At 73.0% G+C, this 17,184-nt stretch carries 17 protein-coding genes; 12 read left to right on the forward strand and 5 right to left on the reverse strand.

Translation table 11 applies throughout. The features are described 5' to 3' along the window. Positions 1-19: 19 nt before the first annotated feature. From ACZ5D2_RS03545 to ACZ5D2_RS03555, 3 genes are all read right to left on the reverse strand, one after another. Entirely contained in the window at positions 20-727 is a 708-nt protein-coding gene (locus ACZ5D2_RS03545; protein ID WP_371679338.1) for a gamma-glutamyl-gamma-aminobutyrate hydrolase family protein, read from the reverse strand. Between the two features lie 48 nt (positions 728-775). Beyond that, positions 776-2,233: an ethanolamine permease gene (gene eat / locus ACZ5D2_RS03550; RefSeq protein WP_371679339.1), complete on the reverse strand. Its 1,458-nt coding sequence runs from the start codon at positions 2,231-2,233 to the stop codon at positions 776-778. A gap of 134 nt (positions 2,234-2,367) precedes the next feature. Further along, positions 2,368-3,114: a FadR/GntR family transcriptional regulator gene (locus ACZ5D2_RS03555; protein WP_468926933.1), complete on the reverse strand. Its 747-nt coding sequence runs from the start codon at positions 3,112-3,114 to the stop codon at positions 2,368-2,370. A 77-nt stretch (positions 3,115-3,191) separates the two neighbouring features. Between ACZ5D2_RS03555 and ACZ5D2_RS03560 the strand changes: the two genes are divergently transcribed. The 4 genes from ACZ5D2_RS03560 to ACZ5D2_RS03575 all read left to right on the forward strand — a co-directional run bounded on the left by ACZ5D2_RS03560 (position 3,192) and on the right by ACZ5D2_RS03575 (position 8,186). Continuing rightward, positions 3,192-4,556: a glutamine synthetase family protein gene (locus ACZ5D2_RS03560; protein ID WP_371679341.1), complete on the forward strand. Its 1,365-nt coding sequence runs from the start codon at positions 3,192-3,194 to the stop codon at positions 4,554-4,556. A gap of 61 nt (positions 4,557-4,617) precedes the next feature. After that, complete coding sequence (locus tag ACZ5D2_RS03565; RefSeq protein ID WP_468926937.1) at positions 4,618-5,982, forward strand: aldehyde dehydrogenase family protein; 1,365 nt, start codon at positions 4,618-4,620, stop codon at positions 5,980-5,982. 5 nt (positions 5,983-5,987) lie between these two features. Next, entirely contained in the window at positions 5,988-6,773 is a 786-nt protein-coding gene (locus ACZ5D2_RS03570) for a 3-oxoacyl-ACP reductase (RefSeq protein WP_030233697.1), read from the forward strand. 108 nt (positions 6,774-6,881) lie between these two features. Next, positions 6,882-8,186: a haloacid dehalogenase-like hydrolase gene (locus ACZ5D2_RS03575; RefSeq protein ID WP_371679343.1), complete on the forward strand. Its 1,305-nt coding sequence runs from the start codon at positions 6,882-6,884 to the stop codon at positions 8,184-8,186. Here ACZ5D2_RS03575 and ACZ5D2_RS03580 read toward each other — a convergent pair. Next, positions 8,183-9,376 carry an amino acid deaminase/aldolase gene (locus ACZ5D2_RS03580; protein ID WP_371679344.1) on the reverse strand — a complete coding sequence of 398 codons (1,194 nt, stop codon included), beginning with the start codon at positions 9,374-9,376 and terminating at the stop codon, positions 8,183-8,185. The genes ACZ5D2_RS03575 and ACZ5D2_RS03580 overlap by 4 nt on opposite strands. A 224-nt stretch (positions 9,377-9,600) precedes the next feature. Between ACZ5D2_RS03580 and ACZ5D2_RS03585 the strand changes: the two genes are divergently transcribed. Genes ACZ5D2_RS03585 through ACZ5D2_RS03595 form a run of 3 tightly spaced genes read left to right on the forward strand, consistent with a single transcriptional unit; the run spans position 9,601 to position 12,337 of the window. Further along, the gene (locus ACZ5D2_RS03585) at positions 9,601-10,395 is read left to right on the forward strand and encodes a hypothetical protein (RefSeq protein WP_371679345.1); all 795 of its coding nucleotides are present in this window, start codon (positions 9,601-9,603) and stop codon (positions 10,393-10,395) included. Then, entirely contained in the window at positions 10,392-11,594 is a 1,203-nt protein-coding gene (mycP, locus tag ACZ5D2_RS03590; RefSeq protein ID WP_468926943.1) for a type VII secretion-associated serine protease mycosin, read from the forward strand. Before ACZ5D2_RS03585 ends, mycP begins: the two co-directional genes overlap by 4 nt. Positions 11,595-11,596: 2 nt before the next feature. Then, positions 11,597-12,337, forward strand: coding sequence for an SseB family protein (locus tag ACZ5D2_RS03595; protein ID WP_468926946.1), 741 nt, complete (start codon positions 11,597-11,599; stop codon positions 12,335-12,337). Between the two features lie 101 nt (positions 12,338-12,438). Here ACZ5D2_RS03595 and ACZ5D2_RS03600 read toward each other — a convergent pair whose 3' ends face one another. Further along, positions 12,439-12,819, reverse strand: coding sequence for a DUF1844 domain-containing protein (locus ACZ5D2_RS03600; RefSeq protein ID WP_266838104.1), 381 nt, complete (start codon positions 12,817-12,819; stop codon positions 12,439-12,441). A gap of 326 nt (positions 12,820-13,145) precedes the next feature. On the opposite strand from ACZ5D2_RS03600, the gene infC reads away from it, so the two are divergent. The 5 genes from infC (at position 13,146) to ACZ5D2_RS03625 (ending at position 17,051) form a co-directional block, all read left to right on the forward strand. Then, positions 13,146-13,871: a translation initiation factor IF-3 gene (gene infC / locus ACZ5D2_RS03605; RefSeq protein WP_371679348.1), complete on the forward strand. Its 726-nt coding sequence runs from the start codon at positions 13,146-13,148 to the stop codon at positions 13,869-13,871. Between the two features lie 102 nt (positions 13,872-13,973). Then, positions 13,974-14,168 carry a 50S ribosomal protein L35 gene (rpmI, locus tag ACZ5D2_RS03610; protein ID WP_030012385.1) on the forward strand — a complete coding sequence of 65 codons (195 nt, stop codon included), beginning with the start codon at positions 13,974-13,976 and terminating at the stop codon, positions 14,166-14,168. A 105-nt stretch (positions 14,169-14,273) separates the two neighbouring features. Continuing rightward, positions 14,274-14,660, forward strand: a complete 387-nt coding sequence (rplT, locus tag ACZ5D2_RS03615; RefSeq protein WP_007263143.1) for a 50S ribosomal protein L20 — start codon at positions 14,274-14,276, stop codon at positions 14,658-14,660. Positions 14,661-14,778: 118 nt separating this feature from the next. Further along, positions 14,779-15,636: a TrmH family RNA methyltransferase gene (locus tag ACZ5D2_RS03620; RefSeq protein WP_371679349.1), complete on the forward strand. Its 858-nt coding sequence runs from the start codon at positions 14,779-14,781 to the stop codon at positions 15,634-15,636. A 56-nt stretch (positions 15,637-15,692) separates the two neighbouring features. Next, a complete protein-coding gene (locus ACZ5D2_RS03625) occupies positions 15,693-17,051 on the forward strand; it encodes a sensor histidine kinase (protein WP_468926953.1) in 1,359 nt (452 codons plus the stop codon). Positions 17,052-17,184 lie beyond the last annotated feature (133 nt).

Genomic DNA, 17,184 nt, shown 5'->3' on the forward strand with positions numbered 1-17,184 from the left:
CCCGGTCACGGGGCGGCGGTCAGGAGACCAGGACCGTCCGGTGGGCGGTGGCCGCCTCGATCAGGGCCGCCATCACCCGGGTGTCCTTGTCCCGCTCGGGGTGCCACTGGACGCCGACGACCCACTTCGAGCGGTCGGGGTCCTCGATGGCCTCCACCGTGCCGTCCTCCGCGTAGGCGGAGACGACGAGGTCGCGGCCGAGTCGCTCCACGGCCTGGTGGTGGTAGGTCGGGACCTCCGCCACCTCCGGGACCAGCGCCGCGTACCGGGTGCCGGCGACGGGGCGGACCGGGTGCCAGGAGGTGACGCCCGGGGTGTGGACGTGCCCGTCGATGTGCTGGACGAGCGTGCCGCCGAGGGCGACGTTGAGGGCCTGCATGCCCCGGCAGATGCCGAGCAGCGGGAGGTCCGCCTCCAGGGCCGCTCCGATCAGCGCCAGCTCCCACTCGTCGCGGACCGTCGCAGGGGCGCCCGTACGGGGGTCGCGCTCGGCGCCGTACCGTACGGGGTCCACGTCCGGGCCGCCGGAGATGATCAGGCCGTCGAGCCGGCCCAGTACCTCCGCCGCCCGCTCCGGTTCGTCCGGCGGCAGCAGGACGGCCGCGCCGCCCGCCGCCTGGACGAGCTCGTAGTACCCGGACGGGACGAGGGACGTGGGCAGGTCCCACACGCCGTAGCGGGTGGAGTCCTCCACGTAGGTGCTGATGCCGATGAGCGGCCTGGGCACGGTGATACCTCCAGGGTGGTACTGGACAGCGGTGCGGGGATCAGGATTTCAGTCGCGGGTCAACTCCGCCTCGGCTTCGGCAAGCGCCGCGAACTCTTCCTCGGGTGCCGAGGCGACGAGGCGGTGACGGCTGTAGAAGGCGAAGTACGCGAGGGCGACGGCGTAGACGGCGAGGGCGATGAACGCGGCGTCCTTGTCGACCAGGAAGGTGGCGACCAGGGCGGACAGGGCGAGGACGAAGGCGACGGACGAGGTCAGGACCCCGCCGGGGGTGCGGTAGGGCCGCTCCAGGCCGGGCTCGCGGCGGCGCAGCACGATGTGGGAGAGGGCCATCAGGGCGTAGGAGATGGTCGCGCCGAAGACGGCGATGTTCAGCATCCGCGCGCCGTTGCCGGTGGCCGCCGCCAGGGCGAAGCCGATCGCGCCCGGGATCACCAGGCCGAGGTAGGGGGCCTTGCGCTTCGAGGTGAGGGAGAGGAAGCGCGGCAGGTAGCCGGCCCGGGAGAGGGCGAACAGCTGGCGGGAGCCGGCGTAGATGAGGGAGAAGAAGGAGGCGACGAGGCCCGCGAGGCCGGCGTAGTTGACGAAGCGGCTGAGGGCGGTGGGGCCGCCGTCACCCTCCAGCGCCACGACGAGGGGGTTGCCGGCGGACTTGACGGCGTCGGCGCCCTGGGCGCCGGTGGCGGCGAAGAAGGTGATCAGGGCGAGCAGGGCCAGGATGCCCATGGAGATGGCCAGGGCCTTCGGCATGGAGCGGACCGGGTCCTTGGCCTCCTCGGCGGCCAGCGGGACGCCCTCGACGCCCAGGAAGAACCACATGCCGAAGGGGAACGCGGCCCAGATGCCGAGGGCGCCGAAGGGCAGCCAGGAGCTGGAGCCGAACGCGTCGGGGTCCACGGCGATGTTGTCGAGGGAGCCCGCGTCGAAGTCCGAGAGCGCCCCGAAGGCGAAGATCAGGAGCGCGGCGACGGCTATGGCGGTGACGACGAGGCTGAAGCGCAGGGCCTCGCCCACGCCCCACAGGTGCACGCCGATGAAGATCACGAAGCAGCCGAGGTAGACGGGCCAGCTGGAGGTGAGCCCGAACAGGCCCAGGGACTCGACGTAGTCGCCGATGAAGATGACGATCGCGGCCGGGGCCAGGATGTACTCGATGAGGATGGCCGTGCCGGTGAGGAAGCCGCCCCAGGGGCCCAGCGCGCGGCGGGCGAAACCGTAGCCGCCGCCCGCCGTGGGCAGGATGGTCGACAGTTCGGCGAGGGAGAAGACCAGGCAGGCGTACATGGCGCCCATCAGCACGGTGGCGATGGCCAGGCCGCCGAAGCCGCCCTTGGCCAGGCCCACGTTCCAGCCGGAGTAGTCCCCGGAGACCACGTAGGCGACGCCGAGGCCGGTCAGCAGCAGCCAGCCGGCGCTGCCGCGGCGCAGGGTGCGGCGCTGGAGGTACTCGGCGTCCGCGTCCCCTGGGGAGGGCGGTGCGGATACGGGTGCGGTGTCGTCGGCCATGTGCGCTCCTGCCTAGGGCAATGCAATGGTTGTGAGGCGTACCTTTGCGTCCTGGGTGTGGCGGGCGCAAGACCCGTGCGTTAAACAGGGGTTACGAAAACCTCTCCCGCCCCACCGGACCGACCCGGATCCGCTCAGGCCAGGAAGCCGCGCAGCAGCGCCGCCGTCCCGCAGCAGTGCTCGCGCATCACCGCCCGCGCCCCCTCGGCGTCCCGCTCCAGCACCGCCTCCACCAGAGCCGTGTGCTGCTGCTGCGAGTGTTCGAGGTTGCGCACCAGCAGCGGGATGCAGTCGAGCAGGTCGTTCACCTTGGCCCGGACGGCCGCGTACTGGGCCGTCAGGGAGGCGGAGCCGGCGAGTTCGCTCAGGGTGAGGTGGAAGAGGGTGTCCTGGCGGCGGTAGTCGGGCAGCGGTGCGTCATGGGTGGCGGTGAGCGCGCGCAGCAGCCGTTCCGTGCCCTCCTCGGTCAGCCCGTGCGCGGCGCACAGGCCGGCCGCGCCCACCTCCAGCACCTCGCGGAAGCGCAGGACGTCCTCGATGTCGACCCCGGCCACCCGGCGCCGCAGCTCCTCCTCGGCCCCGCCCGCCGGGGTGTCGGGGCGGGACAGCACGAACGTCCCTCCGTACCGGCCGCGCCGGGCCTCCACCAGGCCCTGGTCCTGGAGCACCTTCAGCACCTCGCGCAGGGTGACGCGGCTGATCCCCATGCGCTCCGCCAACTCGCGCTCCGGCGGCAGCCGTTCCCCGCCCGGCACCAGACCCAGCCTCACCACCTGGAGGATCTGCTCCAGGGCCTCCTCGAAACCGTTGCCCGCCCGCACCTGTCGCAGTACGGGATTCAGCCGCGCGATCGCGCCACCCTCACCCGCCGTGTCGGTCATCTCGGCTCCTCCCCTTCCCAAGCAATGGTTCTATTCAATACCTTAGGCCCCCTCGGCTCACCGAAGGAGAGATTCCAGTGGTAGACCGCAAGCCCCCGCTCGCCCCCGAGGAGCTCCGTGCCCTCGTAGCGAGCGGTGAGATCGACACCGTCGTCCTGGCCTTCCCCGACATGCAGGGACGCCTCCAGGGCAAGCGGTTCGCCGCACAGTTCTTCCTCGACGAGGTCCTCGCCCACGGCACCGAGGGCTGCAACTACCTCCTCGCCGTCGACACCGACATGAACACCGTCGACGGCTACGAGATGTCCTCCTGGGACCGCGGCTACGGCGACTTCGCCATGCACCCCGACCTCGCCACCCTGCGCCGCGTCCCCTGGAACCCCGGCAGCGCCTTCGTCCTCGCCGACCTCGCCTGGAACGACGGCTCTCCCGTCGTCGCCGCCCCCCGCCAGATCCTGCGCCGCCAGCTGGAACGCCTCGCCGAACACGGGTACAAGGCGATGGTCGGCACCGAGCTGGAGTTCATGGTCTTCCAGGACACCTACGAGGCGGCCTGGAACGCCAACTACCGCGGCCTGACCCCCGCCAACCAGTACAACATCGACTACTCCGTCCTCGGCACCGGCCGCGTCGAACCCCTGCTGCGCCGCATCCGCAACGAGATGCAGGCCGCCGGGCTGGTCGTGGAGTCCGCCAAGGGCGAGTGCAACCTCGGGCAGCACGAGATCGCCTTCCGCTACGACGAGGCGCTCACCACCTGCGACCAGCACTCCGTCTACAAGACCGGCGCCAAGGAGATCGCCGCCCAGGAAGGCGTCTCGCTCACCTTCATGGCCAAGTACGACGAGCGCGAGGGCAACTCCTGTCACATCCACCTCTCACTCGGTGACGCCGACGGCAACAACGCCATGGCCGGTGACGGCCCGGACGGCATGTCGCCCGTGATGCGGCACTTCCTGGCCGGCCAGCTCGCCGCCCTGCGCGACTTCTCCCTTCTCTACGCCCCCAACATCAACTCGTACAAGCGTTTCCGCCCCGGATCCTTCGCCCCGACCGCCGTCGCCTGGGGCTTCGACAACCGCACCTGCGCCCTGCGCGTGGTCGGCCACGGCCGCTCCACCCGCTTCGAGAACCGCCTCCCCGGCGGTGACGTCAACCCCTACCTCGCCGTCGCCGGCCTGGTCGCGGCAGGCCTCTACGGCATCGAGAACCGCCTCGAACTCCCCGAGGCCTGTACCGGCAACGCCTACACCGCCGACTACGCCCACGTCCCGGCCACCTTGCGCGAGGCCGCGGAGCTCTGGGAGAACAGCGAGATCGCCAAGGCGGCCTTCGGCCCCGAAGTCGTCGCCCACTACCGCAACATGGCCCGCGTCGAACTCGACGCCTACGACTCCGCCGTCACGGACTGGGAACTGCGCCGCTCCTTCGAGCGCCTGTAGGGCCCGGGTCCACCCCACCGCACGCCACCCGCACCTCACCGCACACCAGAGAGGCACCACGTTGTCCGACGTGTTGGAAGTCCTGAACCCGGCCACCGAGGAACTCGTCGCCACCGTCCCGGCCGCCACACGGGACGATGTCGACGCGGCCGTCGGGCGGGCCGCCACGGCCCAGCGGGGATGGGCGGCACTCGCCCCCGCCGACCGGGCCAGACTTCTGCGCCGCTTCGCCGCGGCCGTCGACGGACACCTGGAGGAACTGGCGCGGCTGGAGGTCCGCGAGGCCGGCCACACCATCGGCAACGCCCGCTGGGAAGCGGGCAACGTACGCGACCTGCTGGAATTCGCCGCAGGGGGAGTCGAACGCCTCTCCGGCCGGCAGATCCCCGTGGCGGGCGGCATCGACGTCACCTTCCTCGAACCCCTCGGCGTCATCGGCGTGATCGCCCCCTGGAACTTCCCCATGCCGATCGCCGCCTGGGGCCTGGCCCCCGCCCTCGCCGCGGGCAACGCCGTCATCCTCAAGCCCGCGGAGACCACCCCGCTCACCGCCCTGCGCCTCGCCGAACTCGCCCTCGAAGCCGGGATCCCCGAGCACCTCTTCCAGGTGCTCCCCGGTCACGGAGCGGTCGCCGGGGACGCCCTGGTCGAGCACCCCGGAGTCGCGAAGATCGTCTTCACCGGCTCCACCCGCGTCGGCAAGCAGATCATGTCCAAGTGCGCCGACCGGGTGAAGCGGATCACCCTCGAACTCGGCGGCAAGAGCCCCAACATCGTCTTCGCCGACGCCGACATCGAGGCGGCCGCGGCCGCGGCCCCCATGGCCTACCTCGACAACACCGGCCAGGACTGCTGCGCCCGCACCAGGATCCTGGTCCAGCGCGGCGCCTACGACCGCTTCCTCGAACTCGTCGCCCCCGCCATCGAGTCCATCGCCGTCGGCGACCCGCTCGACGAGAAGACCCAGATGGGCCCGCTCATCTCCCGCAGCCAGCTGGAGCGCGTGCGCGCGTACGTCACCGACGACCTCACCACCCTCCGGGGCAAGGCCCCGGAAGGCCCCGGCTTCTGGTACCCGCCCACCCTCGTCACCGGCGCCGCCCCCACCGCGCCCGTCGCCGTCGAGGAGGTGTTCGGGCCGGTCGCCGTCGTCCTGCCCTTCGAGGACGAGGAGGACGCCGTACGCCTGGCCAACGCGACCGAGTACGGCCTCTCCGGCTCCCTCTGGACCCGCGACCTCGGCCGCGCCCTGCGCGTCTCCCGCGCGGTCCGGGCGGGCAACCTCTCCGTCAACTCCCACTCCAGCGTCCGCTACTCGACCCCCTTCGGCGGCTACAAGCAGTCCGGGCTCGGCCGCGAGCTCGGACCGGACGCCCTCACCGCTTTCACCGAGACCAAGAACGTCTTCATCAGCACGGAGGCCTGACCAGCATGTCGAACGAAGAGATCATCTGCCGCCGCCTCGTCGGCCGCACCGCCGTCATCACCGGAGCCGGCAGCGGCATCGGCCTCGCCACCGCCCGCCGCCTGGCCTCCGAAGGGGCCAACGTCGTCTGCGCCGACATCGACCCGGCCGCCGGCAAGGCCGCCGCCGAAGAGGTCGGCGGCACCTTCGTCCAGGTGGACGTCACCGACCAGGAGCAGGTCGAGGCCCTTTTCAAGACCGCCTTCGACACCTACGGCTCCGTCGACATCGCCTTCAACAACGCGGGCATCTCGCCCCCGGACGACGACTCCATCCTCACCACCGGGCTCGACGCCTGGCGCCGCGTCCAGGACGTCAACCTCACCTCCGTCTACCTGTGCTGCAAGGCCGCCCTGCCCTACATGCAGCGCCAGGGCCGCGGCTCCATCATCAACACCGCCTCCTTCGTGGCCATCATGGGAGCGGCCACCTCCCAGATCTCCTACACCGCCTCCAAGGGCGGCGTCCTGGCCATGTCCCGCGAACTCGGCGTCCAGTTCGCCCGCGAGGGCATCCGCGTCAACGCCCTGTGCCCGGGGCCGGTCAACACCCCCCTGCTCCAGGAACTGTTCGCCAAGGACCCCGAGCGGGCCGCCCGCCGCCTCGTGCACATCCCCCTCGGCCGGTTCGCCGAGCCCACCGAGATCGCCGCCGCCGTGGCCTTCCTCGCCAGCGACGACTCCTCCTTCATCAACGCCACCGACTTCCTCGTCGACGGCGGTATCTCCGGCGCGTACGTGACTCCCCTCTAAACGTTCACCTCCGCACCACCCCCTCGACAGCCGGGCGTCGCACGACGCCCGGCTGTCGTGCTCTACCGTCCCCGACGATCTTCATCGGAATCAGGAGCGACCATCCCAGTGACCCGACTCAGCCCCACCCGGCGGCTCCAGGCCGCAGCCGTCGCCGCCGCCGCGATGGCGGCCGGCACCCTCGTCGCGGCCGCCCCCGCCGCCCAGGCGGCCCGGCCCGGCGCGCACTGCACCACCCCGGAGCTCGCGGCCGGCTGGTACGGCGACAACCAGGCCCGCCTCCAGCAGCTCATCGACCGGTACGGCAGCTGCAACCCGTACCGTCCCACCCGCGAGAAGCCCGTCGCCGTCTTCGACTGGGACAACACCGTCGTCAAGAACGACGTCGGCGACGCCACCATGTTCTGGCTGCTGCGCAACGGCAGGATCCGCCAGCCCGCCGGCGGCGACTGGACCACCACCAGCCGCTACCTCACCCCGGCCGCCGCCCGGGACCTGGCCACCGCCTGCGGCCCCCTCGCCCGCCCCGGCGCCCCGCTGCCCACCGGCACCCCCGCGGGCGCGGCCTGCGCCGACGAGCTGGGCGCCGTCTACGGCACCTCCGCCACCCGCGCCGGCGCCGCCGCCTTCGCCGGCTGGGACCACCGTACGACCGAACCCGCCTACGCCTGGCTGCCGCAGCTGATGCAGGGCTGGACCGCGAGCGAGGTCCGCGGCTTCGCCGCCGCCGCCCGCACCGAGAACCTCGCCGCGCCCGTCGGCGCCAAGCAGCAGGTCGGCACCACCACCGCCACCGGCTGGGTCCGCTACTACGACCAGCAGCAGGACCTCATCAAGGGCCTCCAGAAGGCCGGCTTCGACGTGTGGATCAGCTCCGCCTCCCCGCAGCCCGTCGTCGAGGTCTGGGCCCAGGGAGTCGGCGTCAAGGCCGACCACGTCATCGGCATCCGCAACACCACCCGGGGCGGCAAGCTGACCGCCCACCTCCAGGGCTGCGGCTCCGTCAAGGACGGCGCCGACACGATGATCACCTACATCGACGGCAAGCGCTGCTGGATCAACAAGGAGGTCTTCGGCGTACGCGGCCCGGCCGCCGAGAAGGTCCAGCCCGCCTCACGGCGCCAGGTCTTCGCCGCCGGCGACTCCGACACCGACATCTCCTTCCTGCGCGACGCGACCGCCCTGCGCCTGGTCGTCAACCGCAACAAGAACGAGCTGATGTGCCGCGCGTACGACAACAGCGACGGCAAGTGGATCGTGAACCCGATGTTCATCGAGCCCAAGAAGCAGAAGACCGGCCCCTACCCCTGCTCCACCACCGGCTACGTCGACCACGACGGCACGGCCGGCCCCGTCCGCCGGGGCGACACGAGCGTCGTCCCCGACCAGACGGACAGCGTCTTCCAGAACTAGAGGAACGTGCGGCCCTCGCCCCGGTACGTCGGGGCGGTGGCCGTCACCCGGTCGCCCTCGACCAGGTGCAACGTGTCGAAACGCTCGCACAGTTCACCGGCCTTGGCGTGCCGGAACCACACCCGGTCGCCGATCAGCAGATCGTCGGCCGGGCTCCCCAGCAGCGGCGTCTGCACCTCGCCCGCCCCCTCCTGGGGGTCGTAGCGCAACCCCGCCGGCAGGTACGGCACCGGCAGCCGGTCGGCGCCCGCCGCCCCCGAGGCCGGATAGCCCCCGCCCAGCACGGTCACCACACCCACCCCGGGCCTGCGCACCACGGGCTGGGCGAACAGCGCCGCGGGCCGGCCGCGGAACGAGGTGTAGTTGTCGAACAGCCGCGGCACGTACAGCCCCGACCCGGCGGCGATCTCCGTCACCGCGTCCTCGGCCGCCGTCTCGGCCACGCTGCCGGTGCCGCCGCCGTTGACGAACTCCAGGTCCGGCACCACCGCGCGCACCGCCCGCACCGCCTCGGCCCGGCGCTCGGCCAGCTCCCGGCGGGCCGTCGCCTGCATCAGCCGGATCACCCGCGAGCGCAGCGGCCGGCCGGCCAGGGCGTCACCGACCCCGGCGATGTGGCCCTCGTAGCCCATCAGTCCCACCACCCGGAACCCGGGCCGCTCCTGCACCGCCCGCGCCAGCGCGGCCAGCTCACCGGGCTCCCGCAGCGGCGAGCGCCGCGCCCCCACCCGCACCCGGCCCCCGAACAGCTGCAGGGCCGTGTCCAGCTCCAGGCAGACCCGGATCTCCTCCGCGCCCCCGCTCCGCGCCCCCTGGATCAGGTCCAGCTGCGCGGGATCGTCCACCATCACCGTGACGGCCGCCGCCAGCTTCGCGTCGTGCGCCAGCTCCCCGAAACCCGCCCGGTCCGCCGACGGATAGGCGAGCAGCACGTCCTCGAACCCGGACCGGGCCAGCCACAGCGACTCGGCGAGCGTGTACGACATGATCCCGGCGAACCCGGGCCGCTCCAACACGCGTTCGAGCAGGGCTCGACACCGCACGGACTTGCTCGCGACGCGGATCGGCTTGCCGGCCGCGCGTCGTGCGAGGTCGTCGGCGTTGGCGTCGAAGGCGTCGAGGTCCACGATGGCCAGGGGCGCGTCGAGATGCGCGGTCGCCCGGTCGTACCGAGCCCGGTCGGAAGTCATGGGCGGCAGCTTGCCAGACGGGTGTACCGGTGGGTAGGGGTACGCACCCCCGCCGAAAACCCCGTGGCTCCGCCCCGACCCCCGCGCCTCGAACGCCGGCGGGGCTGGGTTCGGCTGCGATGCCCCGACCCCGGCCACCCCCACCCCCGCCCGGCCAGGGCAGCGCCAACCGCCCCGTAGAGTACGGGCAGGCAGCCGTACGGAACGGGGGGCGGAGCCGCCGGATGACCACGTCGACACCAGGGACCGCGGTCCTGGGCGAGCACGGACCGCCCCCGCCCCCGGCCCCGCGCCGCCACCCCGGCCGGGTCCTCGCCGCCACCCTCAGCGCCCTCCTCGGCACCGGCCTCCTCGCCGGCGCGGCCACCATCGCCTGGAACGAACACCGCGCCGCGCACCGGCCGTTGCCCCCCGACGCCGCCTACCGCGAGGCCGCCTCGCTCTGGCGCTCGGCCCCCGTGGACAGCCTCCTGCCGCCCGTGCTCGACGGCCCCGACACCGGCCCCGGCGGCGCCGACCGCAGCTGGACCCGGATCGCACTGGCACCCGACGCCGACTGCGCCGCCGCCCTCACCCCCGAGTGGCGCGCCGCGCTCGCCGCGGCCGGCTGCACCCGCGTGCTCCGCGCCACCTACACCGACACCACCCGCAGCTCCCTGGTCACCGTGGGCCTGGTCTTCACCCCCGCCGACGCCACCGTGATGGCCGGCCTGCGGGGCCGCCTGCCCGCCCCGCCCGCCTACGAGTACGCCGACTCCCGCCGGGCCGCCTGGACGGCGGCCGTCACCGACCGGGCCCCGGCCGTGGTCTACGCGGTCTCCGCCTTCGCCGACGGCCGCACCATGGACGCACCGCTCCCGGCCGCCGACGCGGTCCGTCACGGCGCCACCGGAACGGTCGCCGAAGCGGGCCTGGGCCACGCGGCCCAGGCCGTGGCCGACCGGGTCGGCCGCACCCTGGGCGCGCTCGCGGCCCCGCCCGCCCCCACGGCCACCCCGCGCCCGGAGCTCCGCCGATGACCTCCCCCCGCCGAACCGCCGCCGCCACCGTCACCGCCACCAGCGGTATCGCCCTGGCCGCCCTGTTCACCGTGGTCGCCGCGCCCCCGGCCGCCGCCGACACCATCCGCGACCGCCAGTGGGGCCTGCTGGCCCTGCGTGCCGAGGAGGCCTGGGGCACCACCCAGGGCGACGGGGTCACCGTGGCCGTCCTCGACACCGGTGTCGACGCCACCCACCCCGACCTCGCCGGCCAGGTCCTCGACGGCACCGACCTCGTCGGCATGGGCGCCGGCCGCGGCGACCGCGCCTGGGCCCGGCACGGCACCGCGATGGCCGGCATCATCGCCGGCCACGGCCACGGCCCCGACCGCTCCCAGGGCGTCCTCGGGATCGCCCCCCACGCACGGATCCTCCCCGTCCGCGTGATCCTGGAGGAGGGCGACCCGGGCCGCGCCCAGGCCCGCGACAGCAAGTCCGGCGCCCTCGCCGAGGGCATCCGCTGGGCCGCCGACCACGGCGCCGACGTGATCAACCTGTCGCTGGGGGACGACAGCGACACCGCCCACCACGAGGCCGCCGAGGACGAGGCCGTCCAGTACGCCCTCGGCAGAGGCGTGGTCGTCGTCGCCTCCTCGGGCAACGGCGGCGAACGCGGCGACCACACCTCCTACCCCGCCGCCTACCCCGGGGTGATCGCCGTCGCCGCCGTCGACCGCCATGGCCGCAAGGCGTCCTTCTCCACCCGCCACTGGTACGCCGACGTCAGCGCCCCGGGCGTCGACGTGGTCATCGCCGACCCCGACCGGGCCTACTACGAGGGGTGGGGCACCAGTGCGGCCGCCGCCTTCGTCTCCGGCGCCGTCGCCCTGGTCAAGGCGGCCCACCCCGGCCTCTCCCCGGCGCAGATCAAGAAGCTGCTGGAGGACACCGCCACCGACCGCCCGGCCGGCGGCCGCGACGACTCCCTCGGCCGCGGCACCGTGGACCCCGTCGCCGCGCTCCAGGCCGCCGACGGGCTGCGCCCCGAACCGGCGGTCCCGGCGCCCGTCCCGGCCGGGCGGACGTACTTCGGTGCGGGCCCCGACCCCGTGCGGCCACCGGAGCGGCGGGCCCGGCTGGGTGCCGGGGCGGCCGCCGCCGGGGGAGCGGCGCTGCTCGTGCTGGCCGGCGTACTGGCCCGGCGTCCCCGCGCCGCCCGCCGGGATAGGGTCGGGTAACTGTGGCCACCAAGAACATTCCAGACCCCGGTTTCTCCGACGACGACGGCACCGCCGATCCCCGGCTGAGCGCGGCCCTGGCCGCCTGGGCCGCCGACCGCGCGGCCGAACCGCAGCTGCTCGCGGCCCTCAAGGAGGCCCGCCTGCTGGTGCCCGTCGTGGCGGTGCTCGGCGAGGTCGAGACGGACCCGGAGACCGGCCTCAAGCGCGAGAAGACCAGCGACATGGCCGTGCCGACCCTGACGGCGGGCGACCGGCGGGCCCTGCCCGCCTTCACCTCGATCGCCTCGCTGGCCCTGTGGGACCCCGCGGCCCGGCCCGTCGCCGTCCCGCTGCACCAGGCCCTGGCCGCCGCCGCGCACGAGAAGGCCGACACGATCGTCCTCGACCTGGCCGGCCCCGTCCCCTACCAGCTGACCGGCCCGGCGCTGCTCGCGCTCGCCGAAGGCCGTACGGACGCGGACCCGCTGGCCGCGCCGGCGGTACGGGAAGCGGTACGGGCCGCCGTCGTGGCGGAGCCGGCCGTGCTGCGCGCGCATCTGGTCCCGGGCGGCTCCGGCGCCGACGGGACCCTCGCCGTGCTCCTGGCGGCCGACGCCGATCCGGCCCGGACGGCCCAGCGGATCGCCGAGACCCTGGCGGCCGACGTGACCCTCCGGGCCCGCCTGGTACGGGGCCTGAACATGGCCCTGCTGCCGGCCGACGCCCCGCTCCCGCCGGGTGAGCCGCTCTTCACGCGCTGAGTCGCGCACGCGCGTACGCGAAAGGGGCGCCCGCCAGTGATCGGCGGGCGCCCCTTCACGTACGTACGGGGTACTCCGCGGGGCGGCGTACCGGAACAGGACTAGGCGTAGACGGGACCCGTGAACTTCTCGCCCGGTCCCTGGCCCGGCTCGTCCTGGACGAGGGAGGCCTCGCGGAAGGCGAGCTGGAGCGACTTCAGGCCGTCGCGCAGCGGCGCCGCGTGGAAGGAGCTGATCTCGGTGGCGCTGGCGGTGACCAGACCGGCCAGGGCGGTGATCAGCTTGCGGGCCTCGTCGAGGTCCTTGTGCTCGGAGTCGGGCTTGTCCAGGCCCAGGTTGACCGCGGCGGCGCTCAGCAGGTGGACGGCCACCGTGGTGATGACCTCGACGGCGGGCACGTCCGCGATGTCGCGGGTCATGTCGTCGTAGTCGGGAGCGTCCGGGGCGGAGGAGGGGGAATCGGAGGGCGTCGCGTCAGTCATGCGTCCCACGATATGCCGTGCGGCGGCCTTGCCATGCGGGTGCTAGTATGTACTTCGACCGGCCGGACACCTGTGTGCCCGGCCCACAAGTGGAGGCTCCGATCTCCCACCCGACCACCCTCCGGGGAGGCGGGTCATCCGGTCAGGCGGTATCCATCGTTCCGTACGGACGATGGAAAGCTGCCCGAGTCTGCGCCCCGCGGTTCGCACGCGGCGGTGCTCCGGTTGTTTTGGAGCCCCCGCCTGTGCCCGGCGGGGCTTTTTTTGATTCTCCGCCGCGGTAGGTCTGACGACAGAAGACGTCAGCGGCTGTCTGCCAGGCAGTCGTGTGGTGCTACCGAGGAGGATCCATCAGCACCGAGCCCCGCATCAACGATCGGATTCGTGTCCCTGAGGTGCGACTCGTCGGTCCCAGCGGCGAACAGGTGGGCATCGTCCCGCTTGCGAAGGCGCTTGAGCTCGCGCAGGAGTACGACCTGGACCTGGTCGAGGTCGCGGCTTCCGCACGCCCGCCGGTCTGCAAGCTCATGGACTACGGCAAGTTCAAGTACGAGTCGGCCATGAAGGCCCGTGAGGCGCGCAAGAACCAGGCGCACACGGTCATCAAGGAAATGAAGCTCCGGCCGAAGATCGACCCGCACGACTATGACACCAAGAAGGGTCACGTCGTTCGGTTCCTCAAGCAGGGCGACAAGGTCAAGATCACGATCATGTTCCGTGGTCGCGAGCAGTCGCGACCGGAGCTCGGCTACCGCCTGCTCCAGCGCCTCGCTTCGGACGTCGAGGACCTCGGGTTCATCGAGTCGAACCCGAAGCAGGACGGCCGCAACATGATCATGGTCCTCGGTCCGCACAAGAAGAAGACCGAGGCGATGGCCGAAGCCCGCGAGGCGCAGGCCGCCCGCAAGGCCGAGCGCCAGGGTGTCGCCGCCACCGACGACGAGGTGACTCCTTCCGAGGAGGACGCCCCGGTCGAGGCGGAGACCACCGAGGCCGCTGAGGCCGCTGAGGTCACCGAGGCCGCCGCCGACGAGGCGAACGCCGAGGCCTGATTCCGGGGCAGCCCGTCTCGGATCACCGACACAACATGACGCTCCCGTCAGCCGGTCCCCAGGGACCGGTGGGAGCGCCACCGACGAGGAGATAACGGCGCCATGCCGAAGAACAAGACGCACAGCGGTACCAAGAAGCGCTTCAAGGTCACCGGCTCCGGCAAGGTGCTCCGTGAGCGCGCCGGCAAGCGCCACCTGCTCGAGCACAAGTCGTCCCGTGTCACCCGTCGCCTCACCGGCAACGCGGAGATGGCCCCCGGCGACGCCGCGAAGATCAAGAAGCTTCTCGGCATCTGATGCCCTCCGCTCCCCTCGCCGGGAGCGGACGGACGTCAAGACCGGGACCCCATCGAATTCGGGCCGTGTGAAGACATCCACGGCCCCGCTACAAGGAGTTAAAAAGTGGCACGCGTCAAGCGGGCAGTAAACGCCCACAAGAAGCGCCGGGCGATCCTCGAGGCGGCCTCCGGCTACCGCGGTCAGCGTTCGCGCCTGTACCGCAAGGCCAAGGAGCAGGTCACCCACTCGCTGGTCTACAACTTCAACGACCGCAAGAAGCGCAAGGGCGACTTCCGTCAGCTGTGGATCCAGCGCATCAACGCCGCTGCCCGCCAGAACGGCATGACGTACAACCGCCTCATCCAGGGTCTGAAGGCCGCCAACATCGAGGTGGACCGCAAGATCCTCGCGGAGCTGGCCGTCAACGACGCCAACGCCTTCGCCGCGCTCGTCGAGGTTGCCCAGAAGGCGCTTCCGGCCGACGTCAACGCCCCCAAGGCCGCTGCCTAAGGGCTAGCCGGCCCGCTCCACGCGGCCGGCCCCCACGGACCCGCAGGCGATTCGCCTGCGGGTCCGTGTGCTTTCGCCCCGCCCGCCCCCGGAACCCCCAGAGAGAACCGCAGACACCATGGGTTACCCCGACGAGCTGATCTCCCCCCGATCCCCGCGGGTGGCCGCCGCCAGGCGCCTGGCGCGGCGCAACTTCCGCACCAAGGAGCGCCGGTTCATCGCCGAGGGGCCGCAGGCCGTCCGCGAGGCCGTCGAGCACCGTGGGTCCCAGGGCGCGACCCTGATCGAGCTGTTCGCCACCGTCGAGGCCGCCGAGCGCTACGCCGACATCGTCGAGGCCGCCCTGCTGGCCGGCGCGCGCGTGCACTACGCCTCCGACGAGGTGCTGGCCGAGGTCTCCCAGACGGTCACCCCGCAGGGCCTGGTGGGTGTCTGCCACTTCCTCGACTCGCCCTTCGAGGAGATCCTCAGGGCGCGCCCCCGCCTGGTGGCCGTCCTCGCGCACGTCCGCGACCCCGGCAACGCCGGCACCGTGCTGCGCTGCGCGGACGCCGCCGGCGCCGACGCGGTGGTGCTGACCGACGCCTCCGTCGACCTGTACAACCCGAAGTCGGTACGGGCCTCCGTGGGCTCCCTCTTCCACCTCCCGGTGGCCGTGGGCGTCCCGGTGGAACAGGCGGTGGAAGGGCTGCGGGCGGCGGGCGTGCGCATCCTCGCGGCCGACGGGGCCGGTACGGACGACCTCGACGCCGAGCTGGACGCGGGCACCATGGGCACCCCCTCGGCCTGGGTCTTCGGCAACGAGGCCTGGGGCCTGCCCGAGGAGACCCGCGCGCTCGCGGACGCCGTCGTACGGGTCCCGATCCACGGCAAGGCCGAGAGCCTGAACCTCGCCACGGCCGCCGCCGTGTGCCTGTACGCCTCCGCGCGTGCACAGCGGGCGCCCGGAGGGTGCCGCTCCGTGACCCCCAGCTAGTAATGTGGCCGCCCGGGGGGCCCACTGCGCTACTCGGAGATGTGGGGTACGGGGAAATGACCGTCGGTACGAACAGCTCGCAGGAGGCCGCGGGCGCGGCCGAGGAGCGGCTGCGGGACGCCCCCGGGCCCGCGGGCCACGGCCCGGCGGGACCCGCGCCCGCCGCCGACGGCCTGCGCGGCGTACCGCCCCAGGCGGCCTCCTCCGCCCGGGGCCGTCCCGCGGCTCCCCCCCGGCCTTCCGCCGCGGCCCCGGCTTCCGCGCCCGGACCCGGCCCGGCCCGCGGCTCCGCCCCGTCGGGCGCCGCGGCGGCCTCCGCCCCCGGCCACGCGTCCGCGGGTCCCGGGACCGTGGACGACGCCCCCGCATGGGCCGGGTCCGGGATCGACCCCGACGAGCTGCCCGACGGGCTCGTCGTCGCCGACCACACCGGCCGGGTGATCTGCTTCAACCGGGCCGCCGCCCGGATGACCGCCACCGACCCCGGCCAGGCCCTCGGCGCCCGCATCGAACGGGCACTGCCGCTCGAAGACCTCGAAGGCCGCCGCTGGTGGGCCCTGACCGACCCCTACGGCGGCCTCGCCACCCGCCGCGGACAGCCCGAGCGGAACCTGCTCCTGCCCGGCGGCCGTGAGGTGCTCGTCTCCGCCCGCTACGTCCGCAGCCACCCCACCGGCCCGCTGTGCCGCCTCGTGGTCACCCTGCGCGGCACCGAGGCCCGCCGCCGCACCGAACGCAGCCACGCCGAGCTGATCGCCACCGTCGCGCACGAGCTGCGCTCCCCGCTGACCTCGGTGAAGGGCTTCACGGCGACCCTCCTCGCCAAGTGGGAGCGGTTCACCGACGACCAGAAGCGGCTGATGCTGGAGACCGTCGACGCCGACGCCAACCGCGTCACCCGCCTGATCGCCGAGCTGCTCGACATCTCCCGCATCGACTCGGGCCGCCTGGAGGTGCGCCGTCAGCCGGTCGACATCGCCGCCGCCGTCGGCCGCCACGTCCAGGCGCTCACCGCGAACGGCCAGGCCCCCGAACGGTTCCTCGTACGGGTCAGCCGTCCGCTGCCCGACTGCTGGGCCGACCCGGACAAGATCGACCAGATCCTCGGCAACCTCCTCGAAAATGCGGTGCGCCACGGTGACGGAACGGTCACCATCGACGTGGCGCCGCACGAGAAGGGAACCGCCGTCACCGTGACCGACGAAGGCCCCGGGATCCCCGAGGAATCGATGGGCCGCGTCTTCACCCGCTTCTGGCGGGGGAGCAAGCGCGGCGGCACCGGCCTGGGCCTGTACATCGTCAAGGGCATCGTGGAGGCCCACGGCGGCACCATCACGGTCGGCCGCGGCCCCGGCGGCGGGGCCGAGTTCCGATTTATCCTGCCCGTGAGCGCACCGGCCTACCTCACGCAGTAACCCTGCGGAGCGTCTCGCCAGGCGGCCCACGGGCTCCTCCACCCCCGACGGCCCTTAGACTCGTCCTTTGGCACCTTTGTGTCCTTGTGCCGATCGAGTCGTACGGGGACCACCAGCCAGCCATCGGAAGTAC

Source organism: Streptomyces sp. NPDC031479, from assembly GCF_055581065.1.